The sequence below is a fragment of the Streptomyces cylindrosporus genome, assembly GCF_022698165.1.
Taxonomy (GTDB): domain Bacteria; phylum Actinomycetota; class Actinomycetes; order Streptomycetales; family Streptomycetaceae; genus Streptomyces; species Streptomyces cylindrosporus.
Genome location: NZ_JALDAY010000014.1, coordinates 63,022 through 76,018 on the forward strand (window position 1 = coordinate 63,022; position 12,997 = coordinate 76,018).

General features: G+C 72.7%; 10 protein-coding genes and 1 riboswitch. Of the genes, 9 read left to right on the top strand and 1 reads right to left on the bottom strand.

What is annotated here, in order from left to right; all coding sequences use genetic code 11:
* Window positions 1-24: 24 nt before the first annotated feature.
* The 8 genes from MQP27_RS39135 (at window position 25) to cobI (ending at window position 11,308) form a co-directional block, all read left to right on the top strand.
* Complete coding sequence (locus tag MQP27_RS39135) at window positions 25-246, top strand: hypothetical protein (RefSeq protein ID WP_242774357.1); 222 nt, start codon at window positions 25-27, stop codon at window positions 244-246.
* A 60-nt stretch (window positions 247-306) separates the two neighbouring features.
* Window positions 307-446: riboswitch (cobalamin riboswitch) on the top strand.
* Between the two features lie 101 nt (window positions 447-547).
* Window positions 548-1,489 carry a cobalamin biosynthesis protein gene (locus MQP27_RS39140; RefSeq protein WP_242774359.1) on the top strand — a complete coding sequence of 314 codons (942 nt, stop codon included), beginning with the start codon at window positions 548-550 and terminating at the stop codon, window positions 1,487-1,489.
* Window positions 1,486-2,994: a cobyric acid synthase gene (locus MQP27_RS39145; RefSeq protein WP_242774360.1), complete on the top strand. Its 1,509-nt coding sequence runs from the start codon at window positions 1,486-1,488 to the stop codon at window positions 2,992-2,994. Before MQP27_RS39140 ends, MQP27_RS39145 begins: the two co-directional genes overlap by 4 nt.
* Window positions 2,991-6,647: a cobaltochelatase subunit CobN gene (gene cobN, locus MQP27_RS39150; protein WP_242774362.1), complete on the top strand. Its 3,657-nt coding sequence runs from the start codon at window positions 2,991-2,993 to the stop codon at window positions 6,645-6,647. Before MQP27_RS39145 ends, cobN begins: the two co-directional genes overlap by 4 nt.
* Window positions 6,644-8,632 (top strand): putative cobaltochelatase, encoded by a 1,989-nt coding sequence (locus tag MQP27_RS39155; RefSeq protein ID WP_242774364.1) that lies wholly within the window; start codon window positions 6,644-6,646, stop codon window positions 8,630-8,632. Before cobN ends, MQP27_RS39155 begins: the two co-directional genes overlap by 4 nt.
* Window positions 8,632-9,231 carry a cob(I)yrinic acid a,c-diamide adenosyltransferase gene (cobO, locus tag MQP27_RS39160; RefSeq protein WP_242774366.1) on the top strand — a complete coding sequence of 200 codons (600 nt, stop codon included), beginning with the start codon at window positions 8,632-8,634 and terminating at the stop codon, window positions 9,229-9,231. The genes MQP27_RS39155 and cobO overlap by 1 nt, the downstream gene beginning before the upstream one ends.
* Window positions 9,225-10,574: a cobyrinic acid a,c-diamide synthase CobB gene (locus MQP27_RS39165; RefSeq protein ID WP_242774368.1), complete on the top strand. Its 1,350-nt coding sequence runs from the start codon at window positions 9,225-9,227 to the stop codon at window positions 10,572-10,574. The genes cobO and MQP27_RS39165 overlap by 7 nt, the downstream gene beginning before the upstream one ends.
* A complete protein-coding gene (gene cobI, locus MQP27_RS39170) occupies window positions 10,559-11,308 on the top strand; it encodes a precorrin-2 C(20)-methyltransferase (protein ID WP_242774369.1) in 750 nt (249 codons plus the stop codon). The genes MQP27_RS39165 and cobI overlap by 16 nt, the downstream gene beginning before the upstream one ends.
* A gap of 11 nt (window positions 11,309-11,319) precedes the next feature.
* On the opposite strand, the gene MQP27_RS39175 is transcribed toward cobI, so the two are convergent.
* Entirely contained in the window at window positions 11,320-12,054 is a 735-nt protein-coding gene (locus MQP27_RS39175; RefSeq protein ID WP_242774370.1) for a ZIP family metal transporter, read from the bottom strand.
* A gap of 105 nt (window positions 12,055-12,159) precedes the next feature.
* Between MQP27_RS39175 and cobM the strand changes: the two genes are divergently transcribed.
* On the top strand, window positions 12,160-12,996 hold the full coding sequence (cobM, locus tag MQP27_RS39180) for a precorrin-4 C(11)-methyltransferase (RefSeq protein WP_242774371.1): 837 nt from the start codon (window positions 12,160-12,162) through the stop codon (window positions 12,994-12,996).
* Window position 12,997: the final 1 nt, after the last annotated feature.

Here is a 12,997-nt window from a genome sequence, read left to right on the forward strand (position 1 = left end):
CCGGTAACGAAGGAAAGCAGCAGCATGAGCATCGACTGGTCCGCCCTGGCCTCCGTCTTCGGCGTCAGCCTCGCGGTCACCGTGGGTCTCGTCGCCCTGTTCACCCTCGGCGTCATGGGCCTGTCCCGCCGCGAGCGCGCGGTGGCCCAGGGCGACTCCGCGACTCTCGCGGTCACCGGCGCGTACGTCTGCTTCGCGGGGTGCGCGGCGGCGGTGGCGTACGGGATCTCACTGATCGTGGCCTGACTCGTATCGCTCTGTGGGCCTCAGCACACTCCCCCGTCGCAGGTCAACGGCAAGTTGACTGCCGTTCGGGGGCGTGGTGGACTGCCGGAGCCATGTACGGCGGCAAGGGAGGAAGCCGGTGTGAGTCCGGCGCGGTCCCGCCACTGTCACCGGGGTAGGTAGCCCCGGGAGCCAGGAACTCCCACCGCCGGTCTCGTCGAACCAGGGCGTGGACACCCTGAGTGAGGACATATCGCCATGCGCGGCTGCCTGTTGAGCGTCAACGCCCGAGCGCTGCCCCATCCCACGGCCGGTTGAGCCGATGCGTGCCGATCGCGTTTTCGCGTACGGCGCCGCTGCCGGACTCCTCGGTGACCAGCTGCTCGGCGATCCGCGCCGCGGGCATCCGGTCGCCATCTTCGGGCGGGCCGCGGGCGCCGTGGAGCGGGTGCTGTGGCGCGACCACCGCGGGTGGGGTGCGCTGCACACCGCCGTGTGCGTCGGCGGGGCGGTGGGGCTCGGTGCCGTGGCGGAGAGAGTCGTACGACCGTCCCGTACCGCCTCCGTCGCGCTGACCGCCGCCGCCACCTGGGCCGTTGTCGGGGGGACTTCGCTGGCGCGTGAGGCCCGGGGTGTCGGGCGGGCTCTGGAGGCCGGGGACGTCGAGGGGGCGCGGGCCCGGCTGCCTCACTTGTGCGGGCGGGATCCGCAGGCGCTGGACGCCGACGGGATCGCGCGGGCTGTTGTGGAGTCCGTCGCCGAGAACACGTCGGACGCCGTCGTCGGGGCGCTGGTGTGGGGGGCCGTCGGCGGGGTGCCGGGGCTCGTCGGGTTCCGGGCCGTGAACACCCTCGACGCCATGGTCGGACACAAATCCGCCAAGTACCGGCGCTACGGCTGGGCTTCCGCCCGGCTGGACGACCTCGCCGGGTGGCCGGGGGCGCGGCTGACCGCCGCCCTCGCGACCGTGGCGGGCGACGACCCCCGGGGTGCGGTACGGGCCTGGCGTGCCGACGCCGCCAAGCATCCGAGCCCCAACGCCGGGCCCGTGGAGGCCTCCTTCGCGGGGGCGCTCGGCGTGCGGCTGGGCGGGACGCTGTCGTACGGCGGCCGCGTCGAGCACCGGCCCGTGCTGAACACCCAGGGACGCGCCGTCGCCGTACACGACATCGAGCGGGCGGTACGGCTCTCCCGGCGCGTCGGTCTGCTCGCGCTCGGCGTCAGCGTCGCCGCGCGGCTGCTGCTGAAGGGACGTACGACATGAGCGGGGGGCTGCTCGTCGCCGGTACCACCTCCGATGCCGGCAAGAGTGTCGTCACCGCGGGGATCTGCCGGTGGCTGGTGCGGCAGGGGGTCAAGGTCGCGCCCTTCAAGGCGCAGAACATGTCCCTGAACTCCTTCGTGACCAGGGAAGGCGCCGAGATCGGGCGGGCTCAGGCCATGCAGGCGCAGGCCTGCCGGATCGAGCCGACCGCGCTGATGAATCCCGTACTGCTCAAGCCGGGCGGCGAGCAGAGCAGTCAGGTCGTGCTCATGGGCAAGCCCGTGGGCGAGCTGAGTGCGCGCGGCTACCACGGCGGGCGGCAGCGGCAGTTGCTCGGGACCGTGCTGGAGTGCCTCGCCGAACTGCGGGGCACGTATGACGCGGTGATCTGTGAGGGGGCGGGCAGTCCGGCCGAGATCAACCTGCGCCGGACCGACATCGTGAACATGGGGATCGCCCGGAACGCCGGGCTGCCCGTGCTCGTGGTCGGGGACATCGATCGCGGGGGCGTCTTCGCCTCCTTCTTCGGGACCGTCGCGCTGCTGTCGCAGGAGGACCAGAGGCTTGTCGCCGGGTTCCTCGTCAACAAGTTCCGGGGGGATGTCTCCCTGCTGGAGCCCGGGCTCGACATGCTGCACGGGCTCACCGGGCGGCGGACGTACGGTGTGCTGCCCTTCCGGCACGGGCTCGGCATCGACGAGGAGGACGGGCTGCGCGTCTCCCTGCGCGGGACCGTGCGGGAGTCCAGCACCGCACCGCCGGTCGGGGAGGACGTGCTGCGGGTCGCCGTCTGCGCGATCCCCCTCATGTCCAACTTCACCGACGTGGACGCGCTGGCCGCCGAACCGGGTGTCGTGGTGCGGTTCGTGGACCGGCCCGAGGAGCTCGCCGACGCCGATCTCGTCGTCGTTCCGGGGACCCGGGGGACGGTGAAGGCCCTGGAGTGGCTGCGGGAGCGGGGACTTGCCGACGCCCTGGTCCGCAGGGCCGCCGAGCAGCGGCCCGTGCTCGGCATCTGCGGTGGCTTCCAGATTCTCGGTGAGCGCATCGAGGACGAGGTCGAGAGCCGGCGGGGGCGGGTGGAGGGTCTCGGGGTGCTGCCCCTAAGGGTGCGGTTCGCCCCCGACAAGATCCTTACCCGGCCGGAAGGACAGGCACTCGGCGAACGGGTCGAGGGATACGAGATCCATCACGGGGTCGCCGAAGTCACAGGTGGGGAACCGTTCCTGGACGGCTGCCGGGTCGGGCAGACCTGGGGTACCCACTGGCACGGTTCGCTGGAGTCGGACGGGTTCCGGCGGGCGTTCCTGCGGGAGGTGGCGGCCGCCGCGGGCCGCCGTTTCGTGCCGGCCCCCGACACCTCGTTCGCCGCGCTGCGCGAGGAGCAGCTCGACCGGCTCGGCGATCTGATCGAACAGCACGCGGACACGGACGCGCTGTGGCGGCTCATCGAGTCCGGCGCGCCGCAAGGACTGCCTTTCATTCCACCGGGAGCGCCCGCATGAGCACAGTGTTGTTGTTGTCGACCGCCGACACGGACCTGCTGGCGGCCCGCGCCGCCTCCGGTGCCGACTACCGGATCGGCAACCCGACGCGCGTGGACGTCGAGGGCGAGCTGCCCGCGCTGCTCGACGGCGCGGACATCGCCGTCGTACGGCTGCTCGGTGGCAAGCGCGCCTGGGAGGACGGGCTGGCCGCGCTGAAGGCGTCCGGTGTGCCGACCGTGCTGCTCGGCGGGGAGGCCGTCCCGGACGCGGAGTTGATGGCCGAGTCGTCGGTGCCCGCGGGTGTCGTCGCGGAGGCGCTGAAGTACCTCGTCGAGGGCGGGCCCGCGAACCTGGTGGAACTCTCCCGGTTCCTCTCCGACACCGTGCTGCTGACGGGCGAGGGGTTCGTCGAGCCGCAGAAGATGCCGGAGTACGGCGTCCACGGCGAGCGGGAGTTCGTGGCGGGCCGGCCGACCGTGGGCGTGCTCTTCTACCGGGCCCATGAGCTGAGCGGCAACACCGCCTTCGTCGACACCCTGTGCGACGCGATCGAGGCGCGGGGCGTCAACGCCCTTCCCGTGTACTGCGGTTCGCTGCGCGGCGCGGACGCGGGGCTGTACGAGATCCTCGCCAAGGCGGACTCCCTGGTCGCCACCGTCCTCGCCGCGGGCGGCACGCACGCCTCGCAGGCCTCGGCCGGCGGCGACGAGGAGGCCTGGGACATCGGGGCACTCGCGGACCTCAACATCCCTGTGCTGCAAGGACTTTGCCTCACGTCGTCGCGGGCGGCCTGGGAGGGGTCGGATGCCGCCCTCTCCCCCATGGACGCGGCGATGCAGGTCGCGATCCCGGAGTTCGACGGGCGGCTCATCACCGTGCCGTTCTCGTTCAAGGAGCAGGGTCCGGACGACGTTCCGGTGTACGTCGCCGACCCCGAGCGGGCCGCGCGGGTCGCCGGAATCGCCGTACGGCACGCGCGGTTGAAGCACAAGCCGAACGCCGACAAGAAGCTGGCGCTGGTCTTCACGGCGTACCCGACGAAGCACTCGCGGGTCGGCAACGCGGTGGGTCTGGACACGCCCGCTTCGGCGGTGCGGGTGCTGGACGCGCTCCGGGATGCCGGGTACGTCGTCGAGGGGCACCCCGACAACGGTGACGAGCTGATCCACCGGCTGATCAACGCCGGTGGTCACGATGTCGAGTGGCTGACCGAGGAGCAGCTGGCCGCCGCGCCCGCGCGGGTGCCGCTCGCGGACTACCGGGCGTGGTTCGACAAGCTGGACCCGGAGCTGCGGGACGGGATGCTGGAGGCGTGGGGCGAGCCGCCGGGCAGTCTCTATGTCGACGGGGACGACATCGTGCTCGCGTCCCTGCAGTTCGGGAACGTCGTCGTGATGATCCAGCCGCCGCGCGGCTTCGGCGAGAACCCGATCGCGATCTACCACGACCCGGACATGCCGCCGTCGCACCACTACATGGCGGCGTACCGGTGGTTGGAGAACTCGTTCGGCGCCGACGCCATCGTCCACATGGGCAAGCACGGCACGATGGAATGGCTGCCCGGCAAGGGACTTGGGCTCAGCGGCGGCTGCGCGCCGGACGCCGTCCTCGGTGAACTGCCGCTGGTCTACCCGTTCATCGTCAACGACCCCGGCGAGGGCACCCAGGCCAAGCGGCGCGGGCACGCCACGGTCGTCGACCACCTCGTGCCGCCGATGGCCCGGGCCGACACGTACGGCGACCTGGCCAAGCTGGAGCAGCTGCTCGACGAGTACGCGCTCGTCTCCGACCTGGACCCGACGAAGGCGCCTGCCGTGCGGGCGCAGATCTGGACGCTGGTCAAGGCGGCCGAGCTCCATCACGACCTGCATGTCGACGAGCAGCCGGACGACGGTGACTTCGACGAGTTCGTGATGCACATCGACGGCTATCTGTGCGAGATCAAGGACGTGCAGATCCGGGACGGGCTGCACATCCTGGGTGGCGGGCCGGTCGGTGAGCCGCGGGTGAACCTGGTGCTCGCCGTGCTGCGCGCCTCGCAGGTGTGGGGCGGGCAGGCGAACGCGCTACCGGGGCTCAGGGCTTCCCTGGCGGCCCATTTCGGGCTCAGCGAGAAGGAGTTGCTCGCCGAGCCGGGCGCCGGGGTGAAGGTCCCGGTCGAGCTGACGGACCTCGTCGAGGGTCCGTCCCGTACGGCGGCTGACGCGATCGACCTGCTGGAGCAGCTGTGCCGGCGGATCGCCGAGGGGATGGAGGAGCGCGGTTGGGTCACGGCCGAGAGCCGTGCCCTCGTGTCCGAGGTCCTCGGCATCGAACTCCCGGACGCCGTGGCGGTGTTGGAGTTCGCGTGCAATGAGGTCGTGCCGCGGCTGGCGCGGACCTCCGACGAGATCGGCCACATCCTCAAGGCGCTTGACGGCGGTTACGTCCCGGCGGGCCCGTCCGGTTCGCCGACGCGCGGGCTGGTCAACGTCCTGCCGACCGGACGGAACTTCTACTCGGTAGACCCCAAGGCGATTCCTTCCAGGCTGAGTTGGGAGGTCGGTCAGTCCCTCGCGGACTCGCTGGTGCAGCGGTACCTCCAGGACACGGGCGAGTACCCGAAGTCGGTCGGCCTCACGGTCTGGGGCACCTCGGCCATGCGTACGCAGGGCGACGACATCGCCGAGATCCTGGCGCTGCTTGGCTGCCGGCCGGTGTGGGACGACGCCTCGCGGCGGGTGACCGGCTTCGAGGTCGTGCCGTTGGACGAGCTCGGGCGACCGCGCATCGACGTCACCGTCCGCATCTCCGGGTTCTTCCGGGACGCGTTCCCGCACGTCGTCGGGCTCATCGACGACGCCGTGCGGAAGGTCGCCGAGCTGGACGAGCCCGCCGACCGGAACTTCGTCAAGGCGCACGCCGACGAGGACACCGCCGCGCACGGCGACCGGCGGCGCGCCACCGCCCGTGTCTTCGGCTCGAAGCCGGGCGCGTACGGCGCCGGGCTGCTGCCGCTGATCGACGCCCGCAACTGGCGCTCCGACGCCGACCTCGCCGAGGTGTACGCGGTGTGGGGCGGTTACGCGTACGGGCGCGGACTCGACGGGCGGGCGGCGCGGGGGGACATGGAGACGGCGTTCCGGCGCATCGCCGTGGCCGCCAAGAACGTCGACACCCGCGAGCACGATCTCGTCGACGCCGACGACTACTTCCAGTACCACGGCGGCATGGTCGCGATGGTCCGGCATCTGACGGGCGCGAGCCCGGAGGCGTACGTCGGCGACTCGGCGACCCCCGACCAGGTGAAGACGCGCACGCTCGGCGAGGAGACGCACCGCGTCTTCCGCGCGCGGGTGGTCAACCCGCGCTGGATGGCGGCCATGCGGCGGCACGGCTACAAGGGCGCCTTCGAGATGGCGGCGACCGTCGACTACCTCTTCGGCTACGACGCCACGGCCGGGGTCGTGGACGACTGGATGTACGAGAAGCTCAGCGCCGAGTACGTGTTCGCCCCGGAGAACCGGGAGTTCATGAAGAAGTCCAACCCGTGGGCGCTGCGCGGGATCACGGAGCGGCTCCTTGAGGCCGCCGAGCGCGGGCTGTGGGCCGAGCCGGACGCGGACACGCTGGAGCGGTTGCGTGCCACGTATCTGGAGCTTGAGGGCGACTTGGAGGGCGACGACCAGTGACAACCCCCTTTCCCTTCACGGCCGTTGTCGGCCAGGACGATCTGCGGCTGGCGCTGCTGCTGAACGCCGTCTCCCCGGCGGTCGGCGGGGTGCTGGTGCGCGGCGAGAAGGGCACCGCCAAGTCGACGGCCGTGCGCGCCCTTTCGGCGCTGCTGCCCGAGGTCGCGATCGTTCCCGGGTGCCGTTTCTCCTGCGACCCCGCGGCGCCGGACCCGTCCTGCCCGGACGGCCCGCACGAGCAGGGGCCCGGGGCCCGACGCCCGGCCCGCATGGTCGAGTTGCCGGTCGGTGCCTCCGAGGACCGGCTGGTCGGCGCCCTGGACATCGAGCGGGCGCTGGCCGAGGGCGTGAAGGCCTTCGAGCCCGGCCTGCTCGCCGACGCGCACCGCGGGATCCTCTACGTCGACGAGGTCAACCTCCTCCACGACCACCTCGTCGACCTGCTGCTGGACGCGGCGGCGATGGGCGCCTCGTACGTGGAGCGCGAGGGCGTGTCGGTCCGGCACGCCGCCCGCTTCCTGCTCGTCGGCACGATGAACCCCGAAGAGGGCGAGCTGCGGCCGCAGTTGCTCGACCGGTTCGGCCTGACCGTCGAGGTCGCGGCCTCGCGGGAGCCCGACCAGCGGGTGGAGGTCGTACGGCGCAGGCTCGCCTACGACGACGATCCGGCCGGTTTCGCGGCGCGTTGGGCGGACGAGGAGACGGCGGTACGTCAACGGATCGTCGCCGCGCGGGAGTTGCTGCCGTCGGTGCGGCTGGGCGACGGGGCGCTGCGGCAGATCGCGGCGACCTGTGCCGCCTTCGAGGTGGACGGCATGCGGGCCGACATCGTGATGGCGCGTACGGCGACGGCGCTGGCGGCCTGGGCCGGGCGGACCGACGTGCTCGCCGAGGACGTACGGCAGGCGGCGCTGCTCGCGCTGCCGCACCGGCGGCGCCGTAACCCCTTCGACGCGCCGGGGCTGGACGAGGACAAGCTCGACGAGACGCTGGAGGAGTTCGCCGAGCCGGAGGACGACGACCCCGGTCCGGACGGTGGCCCCGGCGGCGGTGGCGGGCAGCCTCCGTCCGAGCCGGACGGTCCGCAGGGCGGCGACACCGGTGCCCGGCCCGAGGCCGGCGAGGACGGGCAGCCGCAGGCCTCGGGGGCTGCCGAGCAGTCCCCCGTGCGGGCCTCGGAACCGTTCCGGACGAAGGTGCTGAGCGTGCCCGGGATCGGGGAGGGTGCGGCCGGGCGGCGTTCGCGGGCGCGCACCGAGCACGGGCGGACCACCGGGGCCCGGCGGCCCCGGGGGGCGCTGACCAAGCTGCACTTGGCGGCGACCGTGCAGGCCGCGGCGCCGCATCAGCGGGCGCGCGGCCGGTCGGGGCGCGGGCTGGTGGTGCGGCGGGACGATCTGCGGCAGGCGACCCGGGAGGGCCGCGAGGGGAACCTCGTGCTGTTCGTGGTCGACGCGTCCGGGTCGATGGCGGCCCGGCAGCGGATGAGCGCCGTGAAGGGCGCTGTGCTGTCGCTGCTGCTGGACGCCTACCAGCGGCGGGACAAGGTGGGCCTGGTGACGTTCCGGGGGTCGGCGGCCGATGTGGCGCTGCCGCCGACCTCGTCCGTGGACGCGGCGGCCGTACGGCTGGAGTCGTTGCCGACCGGTGGGCGTACGCCGCTCGCGGCCGGGCTGCTGAAGGCGCACGACGTGCTGCGGGTGGAGCGGTTGCGGGATCCGGCGCGGCGGGCGCTGGTCGTCGTGGTGACCGACGGGCGGGCCACGGGCGGCCCTGAGCCGGTCGCGCTGGCCTCGCGGGCGGCGCGGCTGTTCGCGGCCGAGGGGGTCGCGTCCGTGGTCGTCGACTGCGAGTCCGGGCCCGTGCGGCTGGGGCTGGCCGGGCAGCTCGCGGGTGAACTGGGGGGCCCGGCGGTCACCTTGGACGAGTTGCGGGCCGACTCGATCGCCGGGCTGGTCAAGGACGTACAGAGGAGGGCCGCGTAATGCCGCAGGGGCAGCCGAGTGTCGTACCGGACGATGGACTGACGACCCGTCAGCGCCGTAACCGGCCGCTTGTGGTCGTGCACACGGGAGTTGGGAAGGGCAAGTCCACGGCCGCCTTCGGGCTCGCGCTGCGGGCCTGGAACCAGGGGTGGCCGATCGGGGTGTTCCAGTTCGTCAAGTCGGCGAAGTGGAAGGTGGGCGAGGAGAACGCGCTGCGGGTGCTCGGTGCCAGCGGCGAGGGCGGCTCCGTCGACTGGCACAAGATGGGCGAGGGCTGGTCGTGGGTCCAGCGCGACGCCCAGATGGACAACGAGGAGAAGGCCCGGGAGGGCTGGGAGCAGGTCAAGCGGGACCTGGCGGCACAGACGTACCGGCTGTACGTGCTCGACGAGTTCGCGTACCCGATGCACTGGGGCTGGGTCGACACCGACGAGGTGATCGACGTGCTGCGCGACCGGCCGGGCACCCAGCATGTGGTGATCACCGGGCGGAACGCGCCCGAGAAGCTCGTCGGCTTCGCCGACCTCGTGACCGACATGTCCAAGGTCAAGCACCCGATGGACGCGGGCCAGAAGGGCCAGAGGGGCATCGAGTGGTGACTGCCGTACCCCGGTTGGTGATCGCCGCGCCGGCCTCCGGCAGCGGCAAGACCACCGTCGCCACGGGGCTGATGGCCGCGTTCGCCGCGCGGGGGCTCGCCGTGTCCCCGCACAAGGTGGGGCCGGACTACATCGATCCCGGGTATCACGCGCTCGCGACCGGGCGGGTGGGGCGCAATCTCGACGCGTACATGTGCGGGCCGGAGTCGATCGGGCCGCTGTTCGCGCACGGCGCTCGCGGGTGCGACGTCGCCGTCGTCGAGGGTGTGATGGGGCTGTACGACGGGGCCGCCGGGGAGGGTGAACTGGCGTCCACCGCGCATGTCGCGAAGTTGCTGCGGGCGCCGGTCGTGCTGGTCGTCGACGCGTCGTCGCAGTCCCGGTCGGTGGCCGCGCTGGTGCACGGGTTCGTGTCCTGGGACCCGGAGGTCCGGATCGGGGGCGTGATCCTCAACAAGGTCGCCTCGGACCGGCACGAGGAGCTGCTGCGGGAGGCGCTGGACCAGACGGGGGTGCCGGTTCTCGGCGTGCTGCGGCGGGTGGCGCAGGTGGACACGCCTTCGCGGCACCTGGGGCTGGTGCCGGTCGCCGAGCGGCGGGCCGAGGCCGTGGACGCGGTGGCGGCGATGGCCGCGCAGGTACGGCAAGGGTGCGATCTGGAAGGGCTGTTGGAGCTGGCGCGGAGTGCGGGGGCGCTGTCCTGTGCTCCGTGGGAACCGCCCGTCGTCGAGGCGGAGCGGCGTGCGGTGGTGGCCGTCGCCGGTGGCCACGCCTTCACCTTCGCCTACGCCGAGCACACCGAACTGCTCACCGCCGCCGGTGCCGAGGTCGTCACCTTCGATCCGCTGCGTGACGAGCAACTGCCCGACGGGACACAGGGGTTGGTCATCGGGGGCGGGTTCCCGGAGGTCTACGCGTCCGAGCTGTCCGCGAACGAGCCGCTGCGCAAGGCCGTCGCCGCGCTCGCCGAGAGCGGTGCGCCCGTCGCCGCCGAGTGTGCCGGGCTGCTGTATCTGTGCCGGGAACTCGACGGGCGGCCCATGTGCGGGGTGCTGGACGCCACCGCGCGGATGAGCGAGCGGCTCACCCTCGGCTATCGGGACGCCGTCGCCGTCAGTGACAGTGTGCTGGCCGTCGCCGGGACGCGGCTGCGGGGGCACGAGTTCCACCGGACCGTCGTCGAGCCCGGCGCGGGCACGGCTCCCGCCTGGGGGGTGCGCGCCGCCGACCGGCGGGTCGAAGGTTTCGTGGAAAAGGGCGTGCACGCGAGTTATCTGCACACGCACTGGGCTGCCGAGCCCGGTGTGGCCCGTCGGTTCGTGGAGAGGTGCCGGACGTCATGAGCAACAGCAGCAGGCTGATCGGGGTCGGGGTCGGGCCCGGTGATCCGGAGCTGGTGACCGTCAAGGGCGTCAACGCCCTGCGCGCCGCCGACGTCGTCGTCGTACCCGTGATGGACAGCGGGGAGCAGGGGCGGGCCGAGGCCACCGTGCTGCACTACGTGCCCGCGGAGAAGGTCGTCCGGGTCGTGTTCGCGCTCAACGAGCGCAGTGACCGCGGGCGGCGGGAGGCCGCCTGGGACGCGGCCGGGGAGCGGGTCGCCGCGTTGCTGCGGGCCCACTCCGCCGTCGCGTTCGCGACCATCGGCGATCCCAACGTGTACTCCACCTTCACCTACCTCGCGCAGACCGTCGCCGAGCTCGTGCCGGGGACCGTGGTCGAGACCGTGCCCGGCATCACCGCCATGCAGGATCTGGCGGCCAGGTCGGGCGCCGTGCTGACCGAGGGGACCGAACCGCTCACGCTCGTGCCGGTCACCGCGGGGGCCGCCGTGCTCAAGGACGCGCTGGCCGGGCCCGGCACGGTCGTCGCCTACAAGTTCGGGCGGCAGGCCGGTGAGGTCGCCGAGGCGCTGCGGGAGACCGGGCGGATCGACGACGCGGTGTGGGGGTCGGCGCTCGGTCTCGACGCCGAGTCCATCCGGCCCGCCGCGGAACTCGACGGCACCCCGCTGCCGTACCTCTCCACGCTCATCGCGCCCGCGCGGCGCGACGGCGGACGGGGCGGCAAGTTGTGACCGGTCGCAGCTCAGCCGGCCAGGCCGACGACCAGCCAGATGAACGCCGCCCCGGCGACCGTGCACAGCAGGGTCGAGCGGGCGGGGTGTTCGTGGTGGGCCTCGGGGAGGATCTCGGCGGCGGCCAGGTAGAGCAGTACGCCGCCGAAGAGGCCGAGATAGCCGCCGAGCAGGCCCTCGGGGATGGTGACGAAGGCCGTGGAGGCGGCGCCCACGACGGGGGCCGCCGCGTCCGCGAACAGCATGGCCAGGGCCCTGCGGCGGGCGTTCCCGTACAGGCTCGTGATCGTGTACGTGTTGAAGCCGTCCGCGAAGTCGTGGGCGACCACGGCCAGGGCGACGGCCGTGCCCATGCCGCCGCCGACCTGGAAGGCCGCGCCGATCGCCACGCCGTCCATCGCGCTGTGGCCGACCATCGCGGCCGCGGCCGTCAGGCCCACCTCGGGCGCCCGGCCGTCGGCCTCGGTCTCCTCGCCGCCGTGCGCGGCCTGACGGGCGGCGAGCAGGCGTTCGACCAGGTGGGCGAGGAGGAAGCCGGCCACGAACAACAGCAGGGCGGCGGGTACGCCGAAGACCTCCTCGCCGGCCGCCTCCAGCGCCTCCGGCAGCAGATCCAGGCCGACCACGCCCAGCATCAGGCCACCGGCCAGACCCAGGACGAGATGGCGACGGTCGGTCACGCGCTGTGCCGTCCAGCCGCCGGCCAGCGTCATCAGGAACGCGCCGAGCGCGACGAAGACCGCCATGGGGCCTTGTTATCCGATCAACCGTCGTTCGCGCACATCGGACGGCCACGGCGGCAGCACCCGTAAGAGCTTTTGTACTACTTGTTCACGAGAGGACCGAATTCCATGGCCGACGCCGCCGTCTCGACCGGTGCCCCCACCGGCAAGGTGACCTTCGTCGGTGCCGGCCCCGGCGCCGCCGACCTTCTCACGTTCCGTGCCGCGCGCGCCATCGCCGAGGCCGACGTGGTGATCTGGGCCGCGAGCCTGGTTCAGGCGAAGGTCCTCGAACACGCGCGCGAGGGTGCTGAGATCCTCGACTCGGCGACGATGTCGCTGGAGGACGTGGTGGCCGTGTACGAGCGGGCGCGGGCGGAGGGCCTGCGGGTCGCCCGCATCCACTCCGGCGACCCGGCCCTGTGGGGCGGTACGCAGGAGCAGCTGGACCGGTGCGCGGGGATCGGAATCGCCACGGAGGTCGTGCCCGGTGTCTCCGCCTTCTCCGCCGTCGCCGCGCTCGCGCAGCGCGAGCTGACCATTCCCGAGGTCGCGCAGTCCGTGGTCCTCACCCGGCTCGGCGGCGGCAAGACGCCGATGCCGCCGGGCGAGGAGGTGCGGGAGTTCGCCAAGCACGGAACGACCATGGCGATCTTCCTGTCCGCGGCGCGCAGCGGGCAGCTGGTGCGGGAGCTGCTGGAGGGCGGCTATCCGACGTCCACGCCGGTCGTCGTCGCCTACCAGGCGACCTGGCCGGAGGAGCTGGTCGTGCGGTGCACGGTCGGGACGCTGGAGGAGACGGTCAAGGAGCACAAGCTCTGGAAGCACACGCTGTTCCTGGTCGGCCCGGCGCTCGACGCCGAGGGCACGCGTTCGCACCTCTACCACCCCGGCCACTTCCACGGGTACCGCAAGGCCGACCCTCAGGCCCGTCGGGCGCTGCGCGAGCGAGGGGCCAGTACGTGAG

Bases quoted from the DNA above. Each gene is read 5' to 3' on its own strand.
- MQP27_RS39175 (WP_242774370.1), bottom strand. From the start codon at position 12,054: ATGGCGGTCTTCGTCGCGCTCGGCGCGTTCCTGATGACGCTGGCCGGC.
- MQP27_RS39140 (WP_242774359.1), top strand. From the start codon at position 548: ATGCGTGCCGATCGCGTTTTCGCGTACGGCGCCGCTGCCGGACTCCTC.
- MQP27_RS39135 (WP_242774357.1), top strand. From the start codon at position 25: ATGAGCATCGACTGGTCCGCCCTGGCCTCCGTCTTCGGCGTCAGCCTC.
- cobM (WP_242774371.1), top strand. From the start codon at position 12,160: ATGGCCGACGCCGCCGTCTCGACCGGTGCCCCCACCGGCAAGGTGACC.
- cobO (WP_242774366.1), top strand. From the start codon at position 8,632: ATGCCGCAGGGGCAGCCGAGTGTCGTACCGGACGATGGACTGACGACC.
- cobN (WP_242774362.1), top strand. From the start codon at position 2,991: ATGAGCACAGTGTTGTTGTTGTCGACCGCCGACACGGACCTGCTGGCG.
- MQP27_RS39145 (WP_242774360.1), top strand. From the start codon at position 1,486: ATGAGCGGGGGGCTGCTCGTCGCCGGTACCACCTCCGATGCCGGCAAG.